This window comes from Salinicola socius, assembly GCF_001937195.1.
Classification (GTDB): Bacteria; Pseudomonadota; Gammaproteobacteria; order Pseudomonadales; family Halomonadaceae; genus Salinicola; species Salinicola socius.
Map to the genome: position 1 here is coordinate 20,451 of NZ_MSDO01000003.1, position 25,142 is coordinate 45,592.

20 protein-coding genes are annotated in these 25,142 nt (G+C 61.2%); 13 read left to right on the forward strand and 7 right to left on the reverse strand.

Annotation, left to right across the window (positions count from 1 at the left end; genetic code table 11):
• Positions 1-175: 175 nt before the first annotated feature.
• Together mscL and BTW07_RS03020 are read left to right on the forward strand one after the other, a co-directional pair.
• On the forward strand, positions 176-661 hold the full coding sequence (gene mscL, locus BTW07_RS03015; protein WP_075568685.1) for a large-conductance mechanosensitive channel protein MscL: 486 nt from the start codon (positions 176-178) through the stop codon (positions 659-661).
• Between the two features lie 45 nt (positions 662-706).
• Positions 707-1,495, forward strand: a complete 789-nt coding sequence (locus BTW07_RS03020; RefSeq protein WP_075568886.1) for a TatD family hydrolase — start codon at positions 707-709, stop codon at positions 1,493-1,495.
• 7 nt (positions 1,496-1,502) lie between these two features.
• Here BTW07_RS03020 and ygfZ read toward each other — a convergent pair whose 3' ends face one another.
• Positions 1,503-2,444, reverse strand: a complete 942-nt coding sequence (gene ygfZ / locus BTW07_RS03025) for a CAF17-like 4Fe-4S cluster assembly/insertion protein YgfZ (RefSeq protein WP_075568686.1) — start codon at positions 2,442-2,444, stop codon at positions 1,503-1,505.
• Between the two features lie 274 nt (positions 2,445-2,718).
• Here ygfZ and BTW07_RS03030 point away from each other — a divergent pair, with 274 nt between their 5' ends.
• The 8 genes from BTW07_RS03030 (at position 2,719) to BTW07_RS03065 (ending at position 11,640) form a co-directional block, all read left to right on the forward strand.
• Complete coding sequence (locus tag BTW07_RS03030) at positions 2,719-2,916, forward strand: hypothetical protein (protein ID WP_075568687.1); 198 nt, start codon at positions 2,719-2,721, stop codon at positions 2,914-2,916.
• A gap of 80 nt (positions 2,917-2,996) precedes the next feature.
• The gene (gene uvrB / locus BTW07_RS03035; protein ID WP_075568688.1) at positions 2,997-5,030 is read left to right on the forward strand and encodes an excinuclease ABC subunit UvrB; all 2,034 of its coding nucleotides are present in this window, start codon (positions 2,997-2,999) and stop codon (positions 5,028-5,030) included.
• Between the two features lie 78 nt (positions 5,031-5,108).
• Positions 5,109-5,930, forward strand: a complete 822-nt coding sequence (nei, locus tag BTW07_RS03040) for an endonuclease VIII (RefSeq protein ID WP_075568689.1) — start codon at positions 5,109-5,111, stop codon at positions 5,928-5,930.
• 175 nt (positions 5,931-6,105) lie between these two features.
• A complete protein-coding gene (locus BTW07_RS03045) occupies positions 6,106-7,611 on the forward strand; it encodes a fumarate hydratase (protein WP_075568690.1) in 1,506 nt (501 codons plus the stop codon).
• Positions 7,612-7,852: 241 nt separating this feature from the next.
• Positions 7,853-9,274, forward strand: a complete 1,422-nt coding sequence (gene cls, locus BTW07_RS03050; protein WP_075568691.1) for a cardiolipin synthase — start codon at positions 7,853-7,855, stop codon at positions 9,272-9,274.
• A gap of 63 nt (positions 9,275-9,337) precedes the next feature.
• Positions 9,338-10,255 (forward strand): LysR substrate-binding domain-containing protein, encoded by a 918-nt coding sequence (locus BTW07_RS03055; RefSeq protein ID WP_075568692.1) that lies wholly within the window; start codon positions 9,338-9,340, stop codon positions 10,253-10,255.
• 178 nt (positions 10,256-10,433) lie between these two features.
• Positions 10,434-11,405 carry a YihY/virulence factor BrkB family protein gene (locus BTW07_RS03060; RefSeq protein WP_083941472.1) on the forward strand — a complete coding sequence of 324 codons (972 nt, stop codon included), beginning with the start codon at positions 10,434-10,436 and terminating at the stop codon, positions 11,403-11,405.
• Complete coding sequence (locus BTW07_RS03065) at positions 11,368-11,640, forward strand: acylphosphatase (protein WP_075568693.1); 273 nt, start codon at positions 11,368-11,370, stop codon at positions 11,638-11,640. The genes BTW07_RS03060 and BTW07_RS03065 overlap by 38 nt, the downstream gene beginning before the upstream one ends.
• Before the next feature lie 57 nt (positions 11,641-11,697).
• Here BTW07_RS03065 and BTW07_RS03070 read toward each other — a convergent pair whose 3' ends face one another.
• The 3 genes from BTW07_RS03070 to BTW07_RS03080 all read right to left on the reverse strand — a co-directional run bounded on the left by BTW07_RS03070 (position 11,698) and on the right by BTW07_RS03080 (position 14,609).
• Positions 11,698-12,654, reverse strand: a complete 957-nt coding sequence (locus BTW07_RS03070) for a nucleoside hydrolase (RefSeq protein WP_075568694.1) — start codon at positions 12,652-12,654, stop codon at positions 11,698-11,700.
• Positions 12,655-12,729: 75 nt separating this feature from the next.
• Entirely contained in the window at positions 12,730-13,665 is a 936-nt protein-coding gene (locus tag BTW07_RS03075) for a ribokinase (protein ID WP_075568695.1), read from the reverse strand.
• An 11-nt stretch (positions 13,666-13,676) separates the two neighbouring features.
• A complete protein-coding gene (locus tag BTW07_RS03080) occupies positions 13,677-14,609 on the reverse strand; it encodes a D-2-hydroxyacid dehydrogenase (RefSeq protein WP_075568696.1) in 933 nt (310 codons plus the stop codon).
• A gap of 394 nt (positions 14,610-15,003) precedes the next feature.
• On the opposite strand from BTW07_RS03080, the gene BTW07_RS03085 reads away from it, so the two are divergent.
• From BTW07_RS03085 to ruvC, 3 genes are all read left to right on the forward strand, one after another.
• Positions 15,004-15,279 (forward strand): FmdB family zinc ribbon protein, encoded by a 276-nt coding sequence (locus tag BTW07_RS03085; protein WP_075568697.1) that lies wholly within the window; start codon positions 15,004-15,006, stop codon positions 15,277-15,279.
• A 44-nt stretch (positions 15,280-15,323) separates the two neighbouring features.
• The gene (gene aspS, locus BTW07_RS03090) at positions 15,324-17,105 is read left to right on the forward strand and encodes an aspartate--tRNA ligase (protein WP_075568698.1); all 1,782 of its coding nucleotides are present in this window, start codon (positions 15,324-15,326) and stop codon (positions 17,103-17,105) included.
• 167 nt (positions 17,106-17,272) lie between these two features.
• Entirely contained in the window at positions 17,273-17,809 is a 537-nt protein-coding gene (gene ruvC / locus BTW07_RS03095; protein WP_075568699.1) for a crossover junction endodeoxyribonuclease RuvC, read from the forward strand.
• 231 nt (positions 17,810-18,040) lie between these two features.
• Here ruvC and BTW07_RS03100 read toward each other — a convergent pair whose 3' ends face one another.
• Genes BTW07_RS03100 through BTW07_RS03110 form a run of 3 tightly spaced genes read right to left on the reverse strand, consistent with a single transcriptional unit; the run spans position 18,041 to position 25,114 of the window.
• A complete protein-coding gene (locus BTW07_RS03100) occupies positions 18,041-18,358 on the reverse strand; it encodes a hypothetical protein (RefSeq protein WP_144076797.1) in 318 nt (105 codons plus the stop codon).
• Positions 18,351-23,477: a two-partner secretion domain-containing protein gene (locus BTW07_RS03105; RefSeq protein ID WP_075568701.1), complete on the reverse strand. Its 5,127-nt coding sequence runs from the start codon at positions 23,475-23,477 to the stop codon at positions 18,351-18,353. The genes BTW07_RS03100 and BTW07_RS03105 overlap by 8 nt, the downstream gene beginning before the upstream one ends.
• Before the next feature lie 47 nt (positions 23,478-23,524).
• Positions 23,525-25,114: a ShlB/FhaC/HecB family hemolysin secretion/activation protein gene (locus BTW07_RS03110; protein WP_158025850.1), complete on the reverse strand. Its 1,590-nt coding sequence runs from the start codon at positions 25,112-25,114 to the stop codon at positions 23,525-23,527.
• Positions 25,115-25,142 lie beyond the last annotated feature (28 nt).

Here is a 25,142-nt window from a genome sequence, read left to right on the forward strand (position 1 = left end):
GCCGATATCGCAGCGAGCTCTCGATGTCGGAATCCACCGGCGATAGCCAGTGAGGCTATTCATCTTGCCGCCCCCTGGCGCTTGCGCCATGCTGAATCGGGTGAACCCCACGTGCCAGGCAGGCGCGATGGTTCACTTCAAGACAACCCGGTCGACCAGAAAAAGGAAAATGGCGATGGCTTCCAAGTTTCTCAAAGAGTTTCGGGAATTTGCCGTCAAGGGCAATGTCGTCGATATGGCGGTGGGTATCATCATCGGCGGCGCTTTCACCCTGATCGTGCAGAGCCTGGTGAAGAATATCTTCAACCCGGTGCTAGGGTTGCTCATTGGCGGTGTCGATTTCGCCAACTTCTTCGTCGTGCTCAAGGAGGGAGGCGCGCCCGGGCCGTACGCCACGCTGGCGGCGGCGCAGGAAGCTGGGGCCGTCACGCTGGATTACGGACTGTTTCTGAACGCGGTAATCAGTTTTCTCATCGTCGCCTTTGCCGTTTTCCTGCTGGTCAGAAGCATCAATCGCATGAAGCGCGAAGAGGCGGTCGCGCCCAAGGCACCGTCTGACAAGGCCTGCCCACACTGCTTCATGACGATTCCAGTCAGAGCGACCAAGTGCGGTCATTGCACCGCCGATCTTCCGCCACAGGAAGAGAGCATCGCGAGCTGAATCCTAATCGTGCCGTTCGACGCGTCCCTTTTCAACGCGCCCCTTATTAACGCGCCCCTTTTCGACGCTCACTGTCATCTGGATTTCGACTGCTTTGACGCCGACCGCGGGGCCGTTTTCGAACGAGCCCGTGCGGCCGGCGTCTGTCGCTTCATGGTGCCGGGCACGACGCGCCGACGTTGGAAGCACGTTCTGGCGCTCGGCGCGCGTGAGGGCGTCGCCGTATCCCTCGGGCTGCATCCGTACTTCATCGATTCCCATGGGGATAGTGATCTGGAGGCGCTGGCGGAGGAACTGGGGCGCCACGACCGATTGGTCGCCATCGGCGAGTGTGGGATCGACGCAAGATTCGAGACGACGCTGGCGCAGCAGTGGGCACTGTTCGAAGCCCAGCTTCAACTGGCCAGGCAGCATCGGTTGCCTGTCGTCATTCACTGCGTTCATGCCGATGATCAGGTAGCCAAGCGGTTGAGGCAGCTCGACCTGCCGCGCCGGGGCCTGGTTCATGCTTTCGGTGGCAGTCCCCAGCAGGCTAGGCGGTTTCTGGATCTGGGCTACACGCTGGGGCTGGGGGGCGCCGCAACCTACGATCGGGCTCAGCGGTTGCATCGGGCGGTAACAATGATTCCTGATGACGGCTTCGTGCTGGAAACCGACAGCCCGGATATGCCGCTGTCCGGGCGCCAGGGCCAGCGCAACGAACCCGCCTACCTGATGGAGACTCTCGCCACCATTGCGAGGCTGCGGGGGCAGACGCGAGACTCTGTCGCTGCCAATGCGTGGTCCAATACGTGTCGACTGTTCGGTCTGGACGCTGACGGTCGAGCGTCGTAACCGGCGCCTACGCGCCCACGACCTTCTCGGGATCGAGGCGCTCCAGAGGATAGGGCAGTTCGCGCAGCGTCAGGTTGCGATCGCCGACGAACAGCGCCGAGGCGTCGGTCTGACTGGTATTGAGCACGACCAGAGCGTCGCAGTGCGTGGCATCCTCACCGATCGCGGCCTGGAAAATCTCGCCCACGCGCTTGTCATCGGCGCTGCGAATGTCCGCGCCGATAGCGGGGGCCGAGGTCCCCTCCAGCATGGCGATCTGCAAGCGCCGTTTGACCTGCCCTCGAAAATGCGCACGTGCCACGATTTCCTGGCCGGTGTAGCAGCCCTTGCGGAAACTGATGCCGCCCAGCGCTTCCCAGTTGATCATCTGCGGCAGAAACGTATCGCTATGCTCGGCCGTGAGCCAGGCCACACCCGCCTCGATGTCCGCATGGCGCCACTGCGCCGTGGTCGCGCCGTGCACATCCAGATTCGCAGCCTGCCAGCGGGAGGGCACCTCGGATATGGGTAGTATCAGCAGGAACCGGGGACGGTTGGCGGGATGGCGCAGCGCCACCGTGTCTCCTTGCCGAGACATATGCCAGTCGAGATCAGGTAGTACGGGAAGGGTGGCATTACCGACCCAGGATTCGGGTTCCCCGATCATGCCAATCAGCGCGAGGTCTTCGCGATGACGCAGGGTCATCTTGTAGAACGGGGCGTACTTTCCCAGTTGCGTCGCCAGCGGCGCGGCCAGGGAGCCATCCAGCAACAGCCAGTATCGCTCGGCGGCGACCTTGAGCACCTCGGCATTGGCAATCATCCGGCCCTTGGGGGTGCAGAATGCGGTCAACGGCGCGAATTCGCCATCGGCGTGATCGATATTGGCGCTGGTCTGGCCTTGCAGAAAACGCGCTGCATCCGGGCCATCGCATTCAAGAATACTGAGATGTGCCAGCCAATCGTCCATCCGATCCCTCCCGTGAAAATATTGATGTCTGTGCGCGAATGGCAATCTCCGGTTGCGAGCCCCGGAACTCAGCGCTCCTGGAACGCCATCGAGATATCTGTCTGCCAATCATGCTGGCGTCAAGATGGTGTCGATTCGGTCGCATTGCAACGTCAGGTCGCGGAAACCCCATGCTACGCTATGCTGTCTGCCTGAACGTGCAATCGTGAAGAGATCCTGGTAACGGGAACGCCGTGAAAAGCATTTGCCAACAGACCGTTGTGGAGAGCCCTGCATGTCCCGGATCAATCTGACGCTGAAAGGGGTAGCGACCCCGGAAGACCTCAATCGCGTCACGACTGCCCTGATGATGGTGGATGGCGTCGAGAGTGTCGAGATCGGCAGAGAATGGGCGGAAGTCGAAGGTCGCGCGAACCGCGAGGCGCTGATAAAGGCCATCGATTCTTTGAAATCGGGCTTCGGCGCGGAGTGAAAGGTAGCCGGGAGACGGTCGCGCCGGGAAAATCGAGCTTGCCCCTTGAATGACGATAGTTTGGACCCTAATTAGTGACCATGAACAAACCTTTCAAGATTCACTCCAATTACCGTCCGGCCGGTGACCAGCCCGCCGCTATCGAAGGGCTGGTGCGTGGACTGGGGGCAGGCCTGTCGCACCAGACGCTGCTTGGTGTCACCGGTTCCGGCAAGACCTTCACCATGGCCAACGTCGTCGAGACGCTGCAGCGGCCGACGATCGTGCTCGCGCCCAACAAGACGCTGGCGGCCCAGCTCTACGGCGAGTTCAAGAGCTTCTTCCCGGACAACGCGGTCGAGTATTTCGTCTCCTATTACGACTACTACCAGCCGGAAGCCTACGTGCCGTCGTCGGATACGTTCATCGAGAAGGACGCCTCGATCAACGATCACATCGAACAGATGCGCCTGTCGGCGACCAAGGCGCTGCTGGAACGTCGCGACGCATTGATCGTGGTGTCAGTATCCGCAATCTACGGGCTGGGCGATCCCGAGCAGTACATGAAGATGCGTCTGCACTTCAATCGGGGAGAGCAGATCGATCAGCGCAGCTTCCTGCGCCGGCTGGCGGAATTGCAGTACACACGCAACGACATGGACTTTCGGCGCGGGACGTACCGGGTCCGCGGCGATGTGATCGATGTGTTCCCGGCGGATGCCGAGGACGAAGGGGTACGTATCGAGTTGTTCGATGACGAGATCGACTCGATTCGGCTGTTCGATCCGCTGACGGGAGAAGTTCGCGGTCAGGTACCGCGCATGACGATCTACCCCAAGAGCCACTACGTGACGCCTCGGGACACGATTCTGGGCGCTATCGATGCGATCAAGCAGGAGCTGGCGGACCGGCTCGAATATCTACGCAAGCACGAGCGTCTGGTCGAAGCGCAGCGTCTCGAGCAGCGCACGCTCTACGATATCGAGATGATGCTGGAGTTGGGTTACTGCAACGGGATCGAGAACTACTCGCGCTATCTCTCCGGGCGAGCGCCGGGCCAGGCGCCGCCGACGTTCTTCGACTATCTGCCGGATGATTCGCTGCTGTTCATCGATGAATCCCACGTCAGCGTATCCCAGGTCGGCGGCATGTACCGGGGCGACCGTTCGCGCAAGGAAACTCTGGTCGAGTACGGTTTTCGCCTGCCCTCGGCGCTGGACAACCGACCCATGACTTTCGAGGAGTGGGAGGGCATCGTGCCGCAGACGGTGTTCGTGTCGGCGACGCCCGGACCCTACGAAGCGGAGCACGCGGGCCAGGTCGTGGAGCAGGTGGTGCGCCCGACGGGGCTGGTCGATCCGCAGATCGAAGTCCGCCCGGCGACCACTCAGGTCGATGACCTGCTCTCCGAGATCCGGTTGCGTGTCGATGTAGGGGAGCGCGTGCTGGTCACGACCTTGACCAAGCGCATGGCCGAGGATCTGACCGAGTACTTCGACGAGCACGATGTGCGGGTCCGCTATCTGCACTCGGATATCGATACCGTCGAGCGGGTGGAGATCATTCGTGATCTGCGTCTGGGCAAGTTCGACGTGCTGATCGGCATCAACCTGCTACGCGAAGGTCTCGATATCCCGGAGGTTTCGCTGGTGGCCATCCTGGATGCCGACAAGGAGGGTTTCCTGCGTTCCGAACGCTCGTTGATCCAGACCATCGGCCGCGCCGCCCGTAACGCCCATGGCAAGGCCATTCTCTACGGGGACCGGGTCACCGACTCGATGCGCCGAGCCATGGATGAAACCGAACGCCGTCGCAACAAGCAGATCGAGCACAACGAGCGACACGGCATCACACCGACGACGGTCACCAAGTCGGTGGCGGATATCATGGAAGGCGCGCAGGCCCCGGGCAGCCGCAAGAGTGGTCGTAAGCGGAGCGAGCAACTGGTGGCGGAAGCGCCGGGTGCTTATACCCGCGAGGCCTTGAGCGCGATGAATGCGCCGCAACTGACCAAGGAGATCAGCAAGCTGGAGGATCGTATGCACGAAGCGGCGCAGAATCTCGAATTCGAGCAGGCCGCGAAGCTGCGCGATCAATTGCAGACGCTGAAATCCCGCCTGCTGGAACTTGGATAAGTCGAAGCGGGGATGAATCAAAGCAGGGATGAATCAGAGCGGGACAAGCTGAAAGCCCGATCGAGGTAGCGCCATTCTATGCCGGAAGGACCAGAAATACGCCGCGTCGCGGATCGCGTGGGCCGGGTGCTGATCAATGCACCGTTGACCCAGGTCTGGTTTGCGTTTCCCGAGATCGAAGCGGCGGCGGGGCGCCTGTCCCGCAGTCACGTGACCCAAGTGGATTGCTGGGGCAAGGCGCTGCTGATCACTTTCGCCGACGGCCACGTGCTTTATTCCCATAACCAGCTCTACGGTGTCTGGCGCCTCCATCGGCGCGACCAGCCGCCTTCGACGGGCCGCCAGCTGCGCGCTCGCCTGACGACCGCAGATCATGCCGCCAGTCTCTACAGTGCTTCGGATATCTCGCTGTGGACCACGGAGACGTTGGCACAACAGCCATTTCTGGCGCGTCTCGGTCCGGATCTTCTAACGCATGACGTCGCAAGCGAGGATATCGTGGCGCGATTGACCGAGCGACGCTTTGCGAGCCGGGGCCTGGGCAGCTTGCTGCTCGACCAGGGCTTCTATGCCGGAATCGGCAATTACCTGCGTTCGGAGATTCTGTTCTTCGCCGGGCTTGGGCCAAGGCAGCGTCCCAAGGATCTATCCGGTGCCCAACGGAAGAGACTGGCGCACTGCATCCTGGCGACGATTGATCAGGCGTATCGAGAGGCGGGTGTGACCAACCGGCCGGCCTGGCGCCAACGCTTGCAGCAGGCGGGTAAACGCCGGTCCGAATGGCGGTTCGCCGTTTTCAATCGCGAGCATCAACCTTGTCACGTCTGCGGTTCCATCATCCTGCGCGAATCCGTTGCCTCGCGTCGACTCTACCGATGCCCGTCCTGTCAACCCGAGTAAACGTATTGGCGCGCGGCCAATACCCAAGCCTATTTATACCGTTATCTTATGTGGTATCGCATTCGTCACAACTGCCAAATTCACGTCTTTACGGTATGATTGCCGCGCTTGAAGTTACCGACTCGCGGGCGATGAACCCGCCGAGCAGTTACCGTGACCAGCCAGGAGTACCGTGATGACCGTGATCCGCCAGGAGGATCTCATCCAAAGCGTGGCCGACGCACTGCAGTACATCTCCTACTACCATCCCAAGGATTTCATCGACGCCATGCACGCGGCGTATCAGCGGGAAGAAAATCCCGCCGCGCGTGATGCGATCGCCCAGATCCTGATCAACTCGAGAATGTGTGCGACCGGCCACCGCCCGATCTGTCAGGACACGGGTATCGTCACGGTGTTCGTTCATGTCGGCATGAACGTCCGCTGGGAAGCCGAGATGAGCCTCGATGACATGGTCAACGAAGGGGTTCGTCGCGCTTACACGCTACCCGATAACATTCTGCGCGCATCGGTGCTGGCCGATCCCGATGGCAAACGCCAGAATACGGGCGACAACACGCCGGCGATCATCCATCACAAGCTGGTGCCGGGCGATACCGTCGAAGTCCACGTTGCGGCCAAAGGCGGCGGTAGCGAGGCGAAATCCAAGTTTGCCATGCTCAATCCGTCGGATAGCGTCGTTGACTGGGTGCTGGAGCAATTGCCCAAGATGGGGGCCGGCTGGTGTCCGCCGGGAATGCTCGGCATCGGCATCGGCGGCACCGCGGAAAAGGCGATGATACTGGCGAAGGAAGCGCTGCTGGATCCCATCGATATTCAGGCATTGCAGGCTCGCGGTGCCAGTAACCGAGGCGAGGAGCTGCGTCTCGAGCTGTTCGAGAAGGTCAATCAGAGTGGCATCGGTGCCCAGGGGCTGGGTGGATTGACCACGGTGCTGGATATCAAGGTCAAGGATTACCCGACCCACGCGGCCAACAAGCCGGTGGCGATCATTCCGAACTGCGCCGCGACGCGTCACGTCCACTTCAGTCTCGACGGCAGTGGTGCGGCCGAGCTGCCGGCACCGAAGCTCGACGATTGGCCGGAGATCACCTGGGAGGTCGGTGAGGGCGTGCGTCGAGTCAATCTCGACGACGTCACGCCGGAAGCCGTGCGGGAGTGGCAGCCCGGCGACACCGTACTGCTGTCCGGCAAGCTGCTGACCGGCCGCGACGCGGCCCACAAGCGGATGATTGATATGCTGGCCAAGGGTGAAAGCCTGCCGGTCGATCTCAGAAATCGCTTCATCTACTACGTGGGTCCGGTCGACCCGGTGGGGAATGAAGTCGTGGGACCTGCGGGGCCGACCACCGCGACACGCATGGACAAGTTCACGCGCACGCTGCTCGAGCAGACCGGGCTTCTGGGAATGGTCGGCAAGGCAGAGCGGGGGCCGCTGGCGATCGAAGCCATTCGCGACAATCAGGCGGTTTACCTGATGGCGGTCGGCGGCGCGGCCTATCTGGTGGCCCAGGCCATCAAGAAAGCGGAAGTGATCGCTTTCGATGACCTGGGCATGGAAGCGATCTACGAGTTCGAGGTCGAGGATATGCCGGTGACGGTGGCCGTGGATCATCTGGGCACGTCGGTCCACCAGACCGGGCCCGCCAGGTGGAAGGAGATCATCGCCGAGCGCGTCTGATCGATACCCGCGGCGACACCACGGTGGCCAGATGACCAACGTTGGCGATCTCAGTGGCAAGGTCATCGGAGGATGCTTGCGCAAGAGGGCTGCCGTAGAGAACTGCTTCAGAGAATTCTTGTGAACAGCTATGGTAGAGAGCCCCTGTGGGGCTCTCTCTTTTTTTCGGTATGAGGTTGGTTAGCTTAACGATTTCGGCGGAAGCGATGACGATGACGCGAGATGGCAAAAGAGGGCGGACATGACCTGGCTGATCGGTTGGCTGCTGTTCGTCTCTCATGTCGCCGGAATCATCACCGCCGTCATGGCACTGATGTCGAGTCGCACCTCTCAGGGCGCCGTGGCCTGGATCGTCACGCTGATCAGCTTTCCCTACATTGCGGTGCCGATCTTCTGGACTTTCGGCCGACCGCGGTTCTACGGCTACGTTTCCGCCCGCGGTGAGCGAGATACCGTGCTGCGCCAGGTACTGCAGCGTTATCGACCCCAGATGGAACCCTATATCTCTCGGCCCGAAGCGGTCAGCGGTCGCATTCGCGCGGTAGAGGAGCTGGCGCGGATGCCGATGACCCGCGGCAATCGGGCAGAGCTTTTGATCGATGGCGACGCCACTTTCGAGAGTCTGTTCGACGGCATCGACCGCGCCGAGGAGTACATCCTGGTCCAGTTCTTCATCGTGCGCGCCGACGAGATAGGCCTGGCCTTCAAGCGCAAGCTGATCCATCAGGCGGAGCATGGCGTCAATGTCTACTTTCTCTACGACGAGATCGGTAGTCGGGGGCTGTCCGGCGGTTATCTGCGGGATCTCGAAGAGGCCGGCGTACGCGTGTCGGCGTTCAATTCATCCCGGGGCTGGCGACATCGGTTTCAGATCAATTTCCGCAATCATCGCAAGATCGTGGTCGTCGACGGTCGCGAGGGCTGGACCGGCGGACTCAACGTGGCCGACGAGTATCTGGGTCGTGTCGAGCGATACGGCAAGTGGCGCGATACCCATCTCAAGCTCCAGGGGCCGAGCGTGTTGGCGCTGCAGGAAGCTTTCTGGGAAGACTGGTACTGGGCGACGGGCGATATCCTCGCCCTGGGATGGCAACCTCGGCAGGTAGCCGACGCGTCCCAGCATGTGGCCATCGTGCCATCCGGACCAGCCGATGGACGCGAAACGGCCAGTCTTCTGGTGCAGCACGCGATCCACGGTGCCCGCCACCGACTCTGGGTCACCAGCCCCTATTTCGTTCCCGATCACGGCGTTCAGGACGCACTGACTCTGGCCGCGTTACGGGGTGTCGACGTACGGGTACTGATTCCCGAGCGACCGGATCATCTGCTGGTATTTCTCTCGGCGTTCGCCTTTCTGCCGGAGATGATCAGCAATGGCGTAAAAATATACCGTTATCAACCAGGCTTCCTGCATCAGAAAGTGCTTCTCGTGGATGATCACACCTCGATGGTGGGAACGGTCAATCTCGACAACCGGTCTTTCAGGCTCAACTTTGAAGTGACCGCCTATGTGCCCGATAAAGCCTTCGCTGCCTCGGTATGCGATATGCTCGAACAGGATTTTGCCAATAGCCGTCAAGTCAGCCAGCGCGAGCTGTCCGAGCGTCCCCTTTGGCGCAAGCTGCTCTCACGGGCGACCTATCTGCTGTCACCCGTCCAATGACGACGCGACTGACGCTGCGTCGATCCGCTGGACGTGGGGAGAAATGGATGCCGGGAGGCGTCATTGAATCTTGAAACCAAGTGGCTCGAGGACTTCGTTGCCTTGTCCAACACGCGCAGTTTTTCGGCATCGGCGCGTCAGCGACACGTTACTCAGCCTGCCTTCAGCCGCCGGATCCGCTCGCTGGAGCAGGTGGTCGGCGCCACTCTGGTGGATCGCTCGACGACCCCGGTCAGCCTGACGCCGGAGGGGCAGCTTTTTCTGGTCACGGCACGCAATATCGTCGAACAGCTCAACGACAGCCTGGCCCATCTTCGCGGCCTGGCAATGGACAACGAAGCGCTGGACATCGTTGCGGCCCACTCGTTGGCGCTGGCTTTCTATCCCCCGTGGATATCACGATTGCAGAAGGGCGTCGGTGAACTGCCGACCCGTCTGGTCGCGATGAATGTCGGCGACGCCATCCATGTGCTGCGCGAAGGCAATTGCGACTTGATGCTGGCGTATCACGATCCCTATGCCACGATGCAGCTCGACGCCGAGATATTTCCTTCGTTCTCCATAGGTCAGGTGAAGATGGTGCCCATCAGCGTGCCGGATGGCAGCGGCGGGCCAAAATTCTCGTTCGAAGGGGAAGGGCCGATACCGTTTCTCTCATACACTCAGGGCGCCTTCCTGGGTCGCAGTGTTCGCATGTTGCTCAAGAACGAGCCCGGTCGAATGCGGCTGAAGACCGTCTACGAGACCGCCATGGCGGAGGGGCTCAAGGGGATGGCGCTGCAGGGCGTCGGCCTTGCCTGGATTCCCGATTTCTGCATTCGCGATGAGCTGGCCACCGGCAAGTTGGTTCGCGCGGCGGACGAAAGCTGGGATATCCCGCTGGAGATCCGGCTCTATCGTTGCTCGCTGGTACACAAGCCCGGCGTCGAAAAGCTGTGGAGGCGGATGATGAAGCTCCCCAGTGATTTTCTGCGTGCATGAGGCTGGTCGACCGGCAGAAACGGCGCGGCGGATTTCAGCCGGTGAGACTGGCATTGCTGTAATCTCGGCTAAACTGCTGATGTACAGAGAAACAGCATCGGGAAACGGCCTATCGGCCAGCGATTTCCCCAAAGTTCGTCTGCACCGAGCAAGGTGGAGCCAATCATAAGGATCCAACGTGACAGCCCTTCATACCAGCGTCGTTTCTTTCGGCAAGTATTGGTTCGCCGTGGTCCGCGATTCCATCAAACTCTGGCTCGATCGCAACGCTTTCAGCTACGCCGGCTCACTGGCGTTCTACACGCTCTTTTCACTGGCGCCGACCGTCATCATCGCGGTCACCGTGGTGGGGTTGTGGCTGGGCGAGGATGCGGCGCGCGGCGAGATCGTGACGCGCCTGCAGGATACTTTAGGGCCGTCCGCTGCCAGCGCGATCGAAAGCGCCGTCGCGCAATCCAGCATTCAGGCTTCGGGCATCCTGCCCACGGTGGCGGGCTTCGTCACGCTGCTCATCGGGGCGACGACGGTGTTCGGTCAGATGCAGTTTTCACTCAATACCATCTGGGGGGTTGCCCCCAATCCGGATCGCAACAGCATCTTTCTATTTGCCAAGAAGCGCCTGCTGTCGATGGCCGTGGTACTGGCGATCGGTTTCGTGCTGCTTGTGTCACTGATATTGGGCGTCATCGTACAGGCGACGTTCAGTTACGCCGGGGACTGGGTGCCTGGCAGCGTGTTTCTCCTCGAGATCGCTCAGTTCGCCTTGTCGATCGTGGTCATCACGCTCTTTTTTGCTGCCATCTTCAAGGTGCTCCCGGACGTCGTGCTGTCCTATCGCGACGTGCTGCTGGGCGCCCTGGTGACGGCGGTGCTGTTCATCATCGGGCGCAACGCAATTGCGGCCTATCTGGCGCACACCGCAACGGCTTCGACGTATGGGGCGGCGGGCTCGGTGGTGCTGGTCCTGCTATGGGTTTACTACTCGTCGTTGATCCTGCTGTTCGGCGCCGCATTCACGCGAACTCACGTCGTTGCGAAGGGACGTCGAATCGTGCCACGCAACACGGCCGTACTGGTACGCCATGAAGTCATAAAGAAGGAGGACCCAGCTCATGACACACCGAACGATCAAGGCTTGGGTGAGCGGTAGAGTCCAGGGCGTGAGCTATCGTGAACACGTTCGGCGCCATGCCGAGCGCTGGGGTATCACCGGACACGCCATCAATCTCGAGGATGGTCGTGTCGAGGTGATGGCCCATGGCGAGGCCATTGCCATCGCCGAGCTGATCGATCAACTGTGGGATGGCTCGCCGGCGGCCGACGTCACCGATGTGACGGTGGAAGACGCTACGTTCGCGGCGCCGGCGAGCTTCACCACAGGCTGAAGCCTGACGGCAACGATCTGGTCCGAGCGCTGCAGCTCGCGATCGGACCAGATCACATCAGCGAGCGGGGGGAGTCGTGAGTGTGTCGACGATCCATTCGATCACGGCGGGGCCGTCGGCATTCAGGCACACCTCTGCCGGGGCACCCTGCGACCAGCGGGTATCCACGAATTCCCGCCGTTCCGGCGCCATCACGGTCTGCCCCTCGGCCAATCCCTCGGTCACCACGCTCAGATATCCCCGCTCGACGGTAAAGAGATCCGGTCGCAGCAACCAGACCAGTGCGCAGCTGTCGTGGGGGCAGCATCCGTCGATCCCCAGTGCCTGCCGATAGAACTGGCGGTAGAACGCATAGCTCTCGCCCAGCACTTTCCCCAGCGGCCCTTGGGCATCGACGATCCGCGCCATGCTTTGTGGGTCCAGCACGCAGCGATGCGTTGCGTCCAGCCCGACCAGCGTCAACGGCCAGCTAGCCTGCAGCACCTTGGCAGCGGCGTGGGGATCATTGAAGATATTGGCTTCTGCAACCGGGGTCACATTGCCGCCTTCCCGAATCGATCCTCCCATCACCACCACGCGTTTGACCTTGTCGACCAGGCCGGGGTCGAGCTGCAACGCGGCGGCGAGATTGCCCAGAGGCCCGACGGCAACCAGCACGACTTCACCGGGACGGGCATTGACCTGATCGACGATGAACTGCGCCGCGCTCTGTTTCAGCGCTTGCGTGGTGATCTCGGGAAGCGCGATGTTGCCCAGACCATTATCGCCGTGGATATGTCCCGGCGGCGGATTCTTTGGCTTGACCAGCGGCTCTGCCGCGCCTTGAGCTACCGGAATCGACTGCCCGGCCAGTTCCGCGAGCAGCAGTGCGTTGTGGGTCGCGACATCGATCGTGACGTTGCCGAACGTCGTCGTCAGCCCGAGCAGCTCGATGTCGGGATGCGCCAGAGCGATGGCGATCGCCTGAGCGTCGTCGACACCCGGATCCGTGTCGAAAATGATGGGCGTAGGCATGATATTTCCTGGATTCGGTCCTGTTGGTGTGCCAGCCGTAGCCGGTCACGTAAAGTCATTCGGGTGTTCGGTCGTTCAGGTTTCGAGCGAGAGAGCGGGCAACGTCTGCAGGGCTTCCTCGACGTCCTTGCTTGTCGGAATGCTGGGCTCGGCGCCGGCCTTTTGAACGCACAGCGCCGAGGCAGTCGTCGCCAGACGGAGTGCCTGCTCGACATCGTCCCCCCGTTGCCTGGCCGCCATGAAGTAGCCGATGAAAGTATCGCCGGCCGCAGTCGTGTCGATCGCAGCCACCGCATGGGCCGCCAATGTCACGCGTGCGCCTCGGTACTGATGGCACACGCCTTCGCTGCCCAGCGTCAGCACGATCTCCACCTCCGGCAGGCGCGTTGACAGCGCTTCGAGCAGCGTGCCGGCATCGGCGGATTCCTCCTGCCCAGCCAGCGCGGCCGCTTCGCCGCGGTTGAGAAACAGGATCCGGCACAGCTCGAGCGGAAGCTCGGTAACGTCTGTCGAAAGCGGAGCCGGATTGAAGGCGATGGAAAGCCCGTTAGCCGCGGCAAGGCGCAGGAGGCGTTCGGCGGCGTTGCATTCGTTCTGCAACAGCACCCAGTCGCCGGCTCTCGCGGAGCCGACCAAGGCTTCCAGGCGCGCTTCATCGAAGCCGTGATTGGCGCCAGGATAGAGGATGATCGCGTTTTCGGCAGCGTCGTCCACCTGAATCAGCGCGTGACCGCTCGCTTCGGCGACCAATTCGATGTCGGCCACCTCGACGCCCGCGTCTTCGAGCGGGGCCAGCGCCCAGCGATCACTCTCACCGAGTCGCCCCCAGTGGGCGACCTTGCCGCCGGCCCGCGCCAGCGCCAGTGACTGATTGGCGCCTTTGCCGCCCAGCACCTGATGCACGCTGGTGCTCGCCAGGGTTTCGCCCGGCCGAACCAGGTGAGGGACCCGGTAGACGTAATCGATATTGATGGAGCCGTAGTTGTAAATCGTCGGTGTCTCTTTTGCCATGTCGTCGTCCCTCAGACCAGCCAGCCACGTAGATTGTCCGCCGTCAGCTCGACGACTCGCTGGCGTGCTTCCGGTGTGATCCATGCATTGTGGGGCGTCACGATGAGGTTGAGCGGTTCGGAAAGCGCATCGAGCAGGGCATGCCCCTGACGCGGCGGCTCGGCGGGTAGACTGTCGACGGCCAATCCGCCAAGACGCCGATCCCGCAGCGCGCCCAGCGCCGCGCTTTCGTCGATGATCCCGCCGCGAGCACAGTTGATCAGCAGCGCATCGGACTTCATCGCAGCCAGCGCATCGCTATCGATGAGACCACGCGTTGCGTCGGTCAGCGGACAGTGCAGGCTGAGCACGTCTGCGTCACTGAGCAAGGAGGCCAGCGCCGGACGTGAATCGTGGGCCTCGTTGCCAGGGCGGGCGCAGAAGGTGACCCGCATGCCGAAGGCTTCGCCGAGCTTGGCCACGGCGGTGCCGAGCACGCCGCTACCGACGATGACCAGATGCTTGCCGGCCAGTTGCAGCGTGCGGTGATCGAGCAGGCAGAAAATGTCGCTGCGCTGCCAGGCACCCGCGCGAAGATCGGTCTGATAGAGTGGAAGACGCGCGGCCAGTGTGAGCATCAGCATCAAGGTGTGCTGGGCGACACTGGCCGTACCGTAGGCCGCGACATTGCGCACGGTGATCCCGCGCCGCTCGGCGGCTACCATGTCGATATTGTTGGTGCCGGTCGCCAGCACGCAGATCAGCTTCAGGTCCGGCAACGTGTCGATCAGCTCGGCGTCGATGACGACCTTGTTGGTCAGGGCGATCGTGGCGCCGGTCAGACGCTCCCGCGTCTGCTCGGCCGAGGTGAGCTGATGAACGTCGAGATTGTCGACGAGGGTGCGAATCGGGGCGAGATCGACGTCGTCACCCAGTGAGGCGGCATCCAGAAGTACGGCTTTCATGCTTCTTTTCCTTGTCTCTTTTCTGTCTATCGACCGTGCTCTTGCGTCGTCGTCTCACAATCGCTGGCGTGCGAACGACGACATCGGCGTTATCAGCCGGTAATATTGCCCGCGACCGGCTGCTGCGCGCTATACTATGCGGCTTTCGAACGCGGCTTTCGAATCCAATCTGGCAAGTGCGGGTTCGGACAGCGCTTCGCGGGCTTCGAGACCTGCGGAAGCAGTCCTTGAAAAAGCCGGCTCGGCCCCGATTTCAATAGCGATCTGGAAGGCGACGCCTCACCGCTTGCGGTGTCACGGCAATACGCCAGAAGGCCCCGACACCGGGGCGCGTCGACAGCAGGGCGGTGCCGAAACATGAAGCGGCGCTATCCCGTCTTGGAGTGATGAAACCATGCCCATCTACGAATATGAGTGCAAGGCCTGCGGCCATCGCCTGGAGAAGCTTCAAAAGCTCAGCGCGGCACCGTTGACCGACTGTCCGGCCTGTGAGCGTTCGGCGCTTTCCCGGCTGGTCTCGGCGGCCGGATTTCGGCTGGCCGGGGGTGGCTGGTATGAAACCGATTTCAAATCGGGCAGCAAGAAGAATCTCGTGGGCGATAGCGCCAGTCCCGCACCGTCAGGCGATAGCGGCAGCAAATCGAGCGGCGATAGCAAAGCGTCGGCCTGAGTACCGTCTTCACATTTTTAGGCTTCACAATTTTAGGATCCAGCATGCGCAGTCATTATTGCGGCCAGTTGAACGAGTCATTGATCGATCACGAAGTCACGCTTTGCGGGTGGGTGCATCGCCGCCGCGACCATGGCGGTGTCATTTTCCTCGATATGCGCGATCGAGATGGTGTCGCTCAGGTGGTGGTGGATCCCGATACTGCAGAAGCCTTTGCCAATGCCGACCGCGCGCGTAGCGAGTATGTGCTGCGTATCGTCGGTCGCATTCGATTGCGCCCCGAAGGCACCCAGAACCCCAACATGCCCACCGGCATGATCGAGGTGCTGGCCAAGCAGGTCGATGTCCTGAACACCGCCGCCACACCGCCTTTCCAGCTCGACGAGCACGGTAAAGTGGGCGAAGAGGTGCGGCTCAAGTATCGCTATATCGACCTGCGCCGTCCGGAAATGATCGAGAAGCTGCGCCTGCGTTCGCGTATCACCCATAGCGTCCGCGCCTATCTCGAGGATCAGGGCTTCCTCGATATCGAGACCCCGATTCTGACTCGAGCCACGCCGGAAGGGGCACGTGACTACCTGGTGCCGAGCCGGACCCACGATGGCCATTTCTTCGCGCTGCCGCAGTCGCCTCAGCTGTTCAAGCAGCTGCTGATGGTGTCCGGTTTCGACCGCTACTATCAGATCGCCAAGTGCTTCCGGGATGAGGACCTGCGTGCGGATCGGCAGCCGGAATTCACCCAGATCGACATCGAAGCGTCGTTCGTCGACGAACAGGACATCATGGGCACCACCGAACAGATGGTGCGCCAGCTGTTCCAGGAAACCCTTGACGTGGCGTTGCCGGAATTCCCGCGCATGCCCTACAGCGAAGCGATGCAGCGTTACGGCTCCGACAAGCCGGACCTGCGCATTCCGCTGGAACTGGTAGACGTCGACGATCTGATGCAGTCTGTCGACTTCAAGGTCTTCTCAGGCCCGGCCAAGGCGGAGGACGGTCGCGTCGCCGCGCTCAAGGTCAGCGGTGGCGCCAAGCTGTCGCGCAAGGAGATCGACGACTACACCAAGTTCGTCGGCATCTACGGTGCCAAAGGGCTGGCCTGGATCAAGGTCAACGAACGCGCGAAAGGACTCGAGGGCCTGCAGTCGCCGATCGTCAAGTTCATGGAAGGCATCGTCGAGCAGTTGCTGGATCGCGTCGGTGCCGAGGATGGCGACATCATCTTCTTCGGAGCCGACAAGACGCGGATCGTCAACGAGGCGATCGGGGCGTTGCGCGTCAAGCTGGGTGAAGACCTCGATCTCTACACTGCCCGATGGGCTCCGCTGTGGGTCGTCGACTTTCCGATGTTCGAAGCCGATGACAATGGCCGCCTGTCCGCGTTGCACCATCCGTTCACGGCGCCGTCCTGCTCGCCGGAGGAACTCCAGTCATCGCCGGCCACGGCATTGTCCCGCGCCTACGACATGGTGCTGAACGGCACCGAGCTCGGTGGCGGCTCGATCCGTATTCACGATCAGGCGATGCAGCGTGCCGTCTTCGAGGTGCTGGGTATCGGTAAGGAAGAGGCCGAGGAAAAGTTTGGCTTCCTGCTCGACGCATTGCAGTACGGCGCACCGCCTCACGGTGGCCTGGCTTTCGGTCTCGACCGTCTGGTGATGCTGATGACCGGGTCGCGCACGATCCGTGACGTGATCGCCTTCCCCAAGACGCAGAGCGCCGCGGATCTAATGACCGATGCCCCCGGCGAGGTCACCAATCAGCAGCTACGCGACTTGCACATCCGCCTGCGTCAGAAAGCGCAGCCGGAAAACGCCGGCGAATAGTGAGCCTGGCTGTCATCACACCGGCGTCCCCAGGGGCGCCGGTGTTGTTTCGACGGCGCGTCACTGAAATGCGCGTTAACCTGTTGGCATGCTAGAAGCGTGTTCGCCGACGCGACAGGAGATCTGGGGATGAGAGATATTGCTCAGCGGGTAGCGGAGTCCCGCTGTTGATTCTGCTGGGGATCGATCCCGGATCGCGGGTGACCGGCTACGGTGTGATCGATGTTGCCGCCAAGCCGCGCTATGTCGCCAGCGGCTGCATTCGTATCGAGGGCGAAGATCTTGCCCAGAAACTGGCGCGGGTCTACGCCGGCGTCAGCGAGTTGATCGGCCTCTACCGGCCGACGGAATTTGCCATCGAGCGCGTCTTCATGGCCAAGAATGCCGACTCCGCACTCAAGCTCGGTCAGGCCCGCGGTAGCGCCATCGTCTGCGCCGCCAACCATGGCCTGCCGGTGCATGAGTATGCCGCTCGCCAGGTCAAGCAGGCGATCACCGGCAATGGCGGGGCGGAGAAGTCGCAGATTCAACACATGGTAATGGCATTGCTGTCTCTCGACGCCCCGCCACCGGCCGATGCCGCCGACGCGTTGGCGATTGCATTGACCCATGGATACGCCCGTCAGGGCTTGCTGGCCGTGGCGCCCAAGCGTCGTGGAAAATCCTCGCGAGGCGGGCGGTGGCGGGACTTTCGCCCGGAATGAGTGGACGTAAACCAGCTTGTCAGCTCAACTTACCGCGCTGCACTGCGCAGGCCCAAGATCTCACCCGTGGTTTTAACGGCGAATAAAGAAGCGATTGAACCATCCCCCCGAGAACTTTCTGGTGAGCGAGAGTATGTGTCTTAATTTTTAATTGAGACACTTTTTGTATTTGGCTTGTAGCCCCTTAACGCTGAGATTGCTCGTTCCTCACCTTTTGATCTTTAAAAATACCTAGTTTCTCACCAAGACAAATTCGAGCAATAGATCGTTGTCTGTAATTAATTCAAGGAATTTCCTTGCCGATTTTATTGAGGTGTCTATAAAATATTTTTTGTCAGTGGTGGCTAAGCAAGAAAAGTCTGCAATAAAATCAAGATCGGGGGTTATTTTATCACCAGAAATGTTGAATCCTTCTATCCCAAGAATCGCCAGTTTTTGATGTTCGCAAAAATTTAGCAGCTTTTCGCTATCCTTTTTGTTGAATAGCTCCATATTTCCCAAAATTTTCGTTGGCTTCGGATCTGGCCGAGGCATTTTGTATTCAGTCATGATTTTCCTCCCATGGTGAATTCCATTTTTTATTATTCCTGTTGGATATTTGGACAATTGCTCCGGTCCGGTCATTCTGAACGACATAAGAGCCGTCTTTGGTGATATAGCCAGTGGCCGGATCATTGAGACGCTTGTTTGTGGCCGGGTCAAATCTCGTATCTTTAGTGGCTACAGTTTTGCTTGGCTTTGCAATGGCTTCTTTTATTGAATCTATCGACCAGCCTCTTTTTCCCATCTGTTTGTAGATTTTCCCCTCAATGACAATAGGCGCTTTAACACTGACTCCGCGCTTACCAGGCCCAACCACTCCCATCGCCGTGACCACAGTGACCAGACCATCGGTAATTACGGCTTTCCGACTGCTTGGAAGACCTAGCGCCTTGAGGACGGCAGATGCATAGATGTTAGCCTGACGCCTTGTGGTGGCTTCTGCCAACTGCTCTTGGACGCCAATGTTCTCATCTATCAGGCGGTCGAGAAGATAGCGCTTGCCACCATTGTACTGACCATAAACCTCATCCAGTCTGACAGTGGCTTCCTGGAACACTCGGCTCAGGGCTGCGCAACGATTGGCATCCGTTCGACAAGCCTCGATAGCCTCGCGATTTTGCTCGGCACTCAGGCGTAGATAGCGCTCATATATCGCTTCGGGCTTGCACTGAGTCTTGGCTTCACAATGGTTCAATTTCTTGGCGGCTGCCACTAGTTGATCATGCGCCAGCGCGTTGTAGCGATAGACCCGCTCGCCACTATCCGCACCGCTGTAGGTGCCCTTGGCGTCACCGGTGAAGACGGCACCGGCAACGCCGCCGAGTAGACGGGCAAGCTGGGCCTGTCGATTGGCGTCGCGGTTCCATTGTTCGGGGGCGACGGCGTCATTGCCCATACGGGTGGCCATCATTTCCGCCGCGAGTGCGCCGGCGACGCCACCTTTGGCGCTGCCGCGGCCGATCTCGGCGGCCAGTCCAGCGAGTGCCGCATGGGAAATGGCCTTGCCGCCACTGCCGAGAATCTGGCCGTTGTCGCCAATGAGATTGGCGCCCTGGGCCTGGACCTGGGCGCCGATGTTGCCCAGCAGTGCGTCTCGGAAACGGTCGTTGAAGCTGCCACCGTAGGCGGCCTGGCTGACGCCGGCATTGATCAGACTTTCGGCACCGACACGCTGGGCGACTCGGGTCCAGTCACCGTCGTTGAGCACCGGCAGGCGAGGGGAGTCGGGGGTGGGCGCCTTGGCCAGCACGCTCTGATCGAAACCGGCCATGGCGCCACTGACCAGCATGGCCGTGGTGATGGATTTCACCGTTGCGCTACTGCCCAGGCTCCTGAAGGTCCTGGACAGGTTGCCCTGGTTGTCCGCGAGAGCGAGTGCCGCTTGCGAGGTGAGTGCGCTCATGCCGGCAGCACCCATGCCGTAGAGCGCTGCACCCGCGGTGCCTGTGGCGCTACCGGCGGCGGCGTTGCCGGCCCAGGCGGCAAGGCCGCTGCCACTGGTGGCAGCCGCCACCGCGATGGCGATGACGGCGCCGACGGTCGGGTTGAGATGTTTTTCGGTGTGATGCCACTTGGCGTAGGCGTCCTGGACCTCGCGCCAGTGGACCTTCTTGTTGCCCTTGAGCGCCTTGAGCCACTCGGTCCCCGGTGTGCTGGCCAACTGGGCCAAGGCCCGATCGAGCTGCTGGCCCTGCTGCTTCTTGTAGTCTGCGCTGATGCCCCTGGCGGCATCGACTCGTAACCTGCCGCCGATCTGCAGGCGGGGTAGCCGCCAGGTGTCCTTCCGATATCCCTTGTCGGCGGTCTTGATATAGAACCCGCGGGATTGACGGATGCGTTGCTCCAGGCGGCTCTCCTTGACCGCCTCGAAGCGTACCTTGCCCTTCAGGCTGGTCAGTTTGGCATTCTTGCCGGCACTGATACGGCTGGCCTGATAAGTGCTGTCGTCGCGGCTGAGCAGATCGATATTCTGCTTGGCGGTGAATGAGACCACCTTGTGGGTGACGCTGTGCCCGGTACGCTTGACGGTCTTCTTGCGCAGTCCCAGCCAGCTTTTCTTCTTCTTCTTGGTCTGGTAGCTCGAGTTTTCTTCCATCGCCTGAGCGAACAGGAATCCGCCCCTGGCGGCAGCGTTCAGGTTGCCGCCGGCGTTGAGCCGGGTAGCCTGGAACAGCATGCTGCCACGACTGTCGAGCACGGTATGGCGCCCGCTCTTCAGCGTTGACTCACGTTGGGTGCTACCTTCCCGGTGGCCATGCTTGATCGGTCGATGGAAGGTCTGTTCCAGCGCACGAAAAGAGAGATTGCCGAGAGAGGCAATGCGCAGGTCGCGTCTGGCGCCGAGATCGCTGCCCAGCGTGTCGATCTTGCCATTGGCAGCCAGGGTCAGGTCGCGGCCGGCACCGAGACGAGCGACAATGTCCCGGTCCTGATAGTCCCGGTCGGACCCGACACGATAGGCGAGATGATCGAAGGCCATGCTACGGCCGGATAGCAGCGTCAGGTTGCGCTTGGCCGCGAGTTTGGCGGCTTGCGTATCGATGTCGCGGCCGGCATTGAGCAGCAGGTCGCCACCCGCGGCAACGCGCGCGGTGAGCGCACCGGAGTGGGTGACGTCGAATAGCGGAGCGAAGCGATCGCTCAGGGGGTAGGCGTCGAGCTGAATGTCCTGCCCGGCCTGAAGCGAAAGGCTATTGCCGGCGTCGAGGCGCGCCAGCGGGATATCGATATCCCGGCCGGCCACCATCGACAGTGACTGTGTTGCGGCGACATGGTTCGTCTGCGCGAGACGCTGTGTCAGGACATCACGCCGAATATCGGCGCGATTGGCGATCTTGTCATTGGCCTTGCCCCAGGTCGCGAGGTGCCGATCAGTGATCGAGAACCCAATGTCCCGGCCGGCCTGAAGGGCGATATCGGCAGCTTGCAGGCTGCCCATGTCCCGGACTCTGATATCACCGCCGGCGACCAGATCGAGACCGCGTCTGGCGGCAAGCAGCGGTGCTCGGGCCTTGCCCCGAGTATCGTAGACATAGGGATTGCTGCCGAGCGTGATATTGCCGCCGCGAGCGAGCAGCGATATGTCACCGCCTGTCAGGCTGGTCTGATGCAGCGAGATACTCTTGGCTGCCGCGAGTGCCAGATGGTTTCCCGCATGTAGCGAAGCATTCGTAGCCTTCACCTGGCCGCTCGAGATCAGGGTCAGGTCGTGTTTGGCAGAGACACCGCTCGATAGGGTCAAATGCCGGCTGGTTACCAGGATGTCGTTGGCGCTGATACTGGTGGGCATGTCCGCCAAATGGTTTTCATAAGTCGGCACCCCGGGGAAAGTCTGCAAATCAATGCTGTTGGCAAAGTCCATTACCAGGCGTTTGCCAGCCGCGATGGTCGCGGGCAATATCAGCGTTGGATGCCATACATCGTACTCGCCGACTTTCTGCCAATGCTTGGTGACATCGACCGTCCCGAAGGGCCCGGGGAGGTGCTTGGCGCGCAGGGCGGCTTCGCTCTCCCCGCGGTCACCATCCAGCGTCATATAGTGGTTGCGTTCCCCTAGTACCTTGCCCGCGTTACTCTTGAGAGATTCTCCGGCAAGGAACATATCCTGTTTGGCGCGGATGATACTGCCGAGGTTGTCTAGATTGCGCGCGTTGATATAGAGACTCTTGCCTGAGTCGATAAACCCTGGGCGAGATATCGCACGCGCCTCATCCCTTGTCTTTCCAACATTGACGTTGGAATCTTTGGCGAGATCGGGGTGGCCGAACCACTTCTTGACACCGAGTTTGGGCAAATCGACCTGGGTATTGATGTAAAAGGCTGGAGGCTTATGTGCGATATAGCCGCGATTGAGAATGGCTTTAGCACCTACCTTGTTCTGACTAGTTGTTGAATTAGGTGATAGTTCGCGAGTTTTGATCACTACGCGTTCGCGGGTGTTGCTCAACTGCTGAGTGCGGATCACCAGATTCCCGGACTGGGTTTTGATGGTCGCCGAGCGGTTACTGACCACAGCGCTCTTGTCACCTTTGGGGTTTTTCTGAATCCATAGATCGTGACCAGCCTGGAGGCGAGCGGTGTCGCCGTGGTTGTCGAGCCGCTTGGTGAAGAGCCGCATGTCACGCTGTGCGGTGAAGGTGCCGGCGTTGTCGAGCCTGGGGGTGACCAGGGTCACGTCGCGTTTCGCCTCGATATCGGCCCCCTTGGCAAGGGTGATAGTGCCGGCACGCATACCGATATCCCGGGCGGAGGAGGCCTTGGCGACGCCCAGTCGCCCCTTGGCGTCGAGCAGTATGTCCCCGCTGTGACTCTGCAGATAGCCGGCATTGACGCCGACACCCGCCTCGGTAGCTATCAGGCGGATGCGATTGGCGTACATGCCCCCGAGCGCGCGGCTATCGAGTGCCAGCGTGGGTGGCGTCTCCTTGCGTTTCGCCGCGAGAGGATCGAGGGTGCCATTGGTGATGTCCAGACGGTTGCGACCGAGCGTGACTTCCAGCGCCTTGGCCTGCAGCTTGCCTTCCAGCCTTGCCGTGCGACTGATCAGCGCCGTGTAGTCCTGTGATCGGCTGTCCAGGCCTTGACGACCGATCCGAATGTCGCCCTTGTCCACGTTCAGTGAACTGAGCGCTCCATGGCGGTCGAATCCCGGCTTACCCGTGGTCAGCGTGATACCGGGGGCATTGAGGAAGCTGCAACCGTTGCAGGTGATGCCGTTGGGGTTGGCGATCATCACCTCAGCTCGGTGGCCGGCCACTTCCAACTGGCCAGCGAGCTGAGAGCGACGTTTGCCTGTGACCTCGTTGATGATCAGCGCCGCTGGCTTCCCTTTCAGATGTCTGTTGGCGCGAAGTTTGCCCGCCAGCGCCGATTTGGTCGCGCTCGTGGCGTTGTTGAGTACGGCGCCGGCGTGGCCGACGCTGAAGTCTCGGTAGCGATTGTGCGAGACGCCGCTGGCATTGGGCCTGGCGATTTCGACCACCGGCACGCCGTGACGAGTGGTGACCGCAGTGCGCTTGTCGGCAGCTGCGATGCCGGCGGCCCATACCGGTTGCAGCGGTTGCAGTAGCCAGGTGGCGATGACGGCCCAGCAGGTCCAGCGGGCGACAGTTCCCGACCTTTTCATCGGATGTTTCCTCGAGTGATGTACGCGGTGGAAGGGGCCTTGCGGTATTACAAGGTGAAACTGGCTTGCCAATAGACGACCCAGCGGGCGGGGTGCAGTCCTCGGGGGGAGAGCAGCGGCTTGCCGAGACTGAATGATTGGGTGAGGTTCGGCTGGCTCAGCGCCAGCGAGATGGCGCTACCCAGGAGCCCGCCGCCCTTGGCACTGCGGCTCTTCATCGTGCCGCCGGCATCGAGCGCGACACTCAACGTCGGCTGGCCGATCAGCGGAAGGGCCTGAGTGCTCCAGTCGATCTGATTGCGCCAGTACGCGCCTCGGTTGGCGTCGAGGAAGGTGTCCTTGAAGCCGCGGACCGAATACTCGCCACCGATGCTGATGCGCTCGCTGGGGTAGAGGTCATCCGGTGTGGTCTGCAGGTAACCCGAGGTGAGGTAGCTGATCGTTGGTGTGAGCGGTAGAAAGCCGCTCGCCGCAAGGCTGATGCGGGTGAAATCGGAGGGTGGAAGGCCGCGCTGGTCAGCACTGGCACCAAGAGCGTGCAGTCCTCGCGAGACCGAAGGGTTCAGCGTGAAGTATCCCGATCCCAAACGCGTCGCGTACTCGAGCCCGCTGCCGGCAATGGCCAGCGTGGGGCTGCTCACATTGAGCCGCTGCCCCGCAAAGGTGGTGCGAGCGTCTCGTCTCGTCAGCGAGAGCGCCCAGCCTAGTGTGCTATCCCCGTCGCGGTAGAGATTCCGGTGCAGGTCGAGCACGTGCTGGCTGACGCTGCCCAGGTAAGGCCAATGGCGATCGGCCACCCGCAACGGCTGTTCGCTATCGCTACGGGCGTAGCGATAGCCAAAACTCCAGTCTCCGTATGGCAGCGTGACGCCGGCGGCGAGACCGCGACTGAGATGGCCTTGGCGTCCTTCCAGATCGTGACTGGTTTCGAATTGCCATTGGTCGAACAGCCCCAGTGGGGAGTCCAGCGCCAGGCCGAGCGTCCCTTGCCGCGTTCCCGTACCTTTCTGGCCGCTGTTGTCGATGCCTAGTGCGATTCGCCAGGGCTTGTCCTGATGGATGCGATGCAGCACGACACGCGAGTAGCCCTGGCGGGTGCCCGGTTGGATGTCGATGCTCACACGTTGGGAGGGCAGGCGGTCGATCTGCTCCATGCCTTGCTCGAGGGTGCGCAGGTTCAGGACGCTTCCTCGGGCATGCGGGAAGATCATTTCGAGTCCGCGCGGTTGTTGTCCGTCCAGCGTGATGGCTTCGATGCGTCCCTCTTGGGCTTGCAGGCGCAATGTGCCGTCACTGACGTCCTGGTCGGGGAGGTGCACGAGCGACGTCACATACCCCTTCTCGATGTAGGCATTGCTGGCCCTGTGCGCCAGTGCTTGCATCTGCGTCAGACTCAGACACTGGCCCTCCAGCGGGTGTGTCAGCGCCTGTCGGCGAGCGTCGGACAGATGAGGAGCGTCTTGCCACTCGAAGTGGTCGATCACGAAACAGGGGGCAGCATGATCCGGCTCTGCCGGTTCGGCCTGCGGTACGATCTCCAGCCCCCGCTGTAGCGATTCGCGTTGACGCTGCGCGTCGTCGAGCAACGATTGCTGACGATCCCGCTGAATATCCAGGCCAAGGGGGGTGGCGGGCATCTGGGCCTGGCACGGTCCAGCGAGAGAC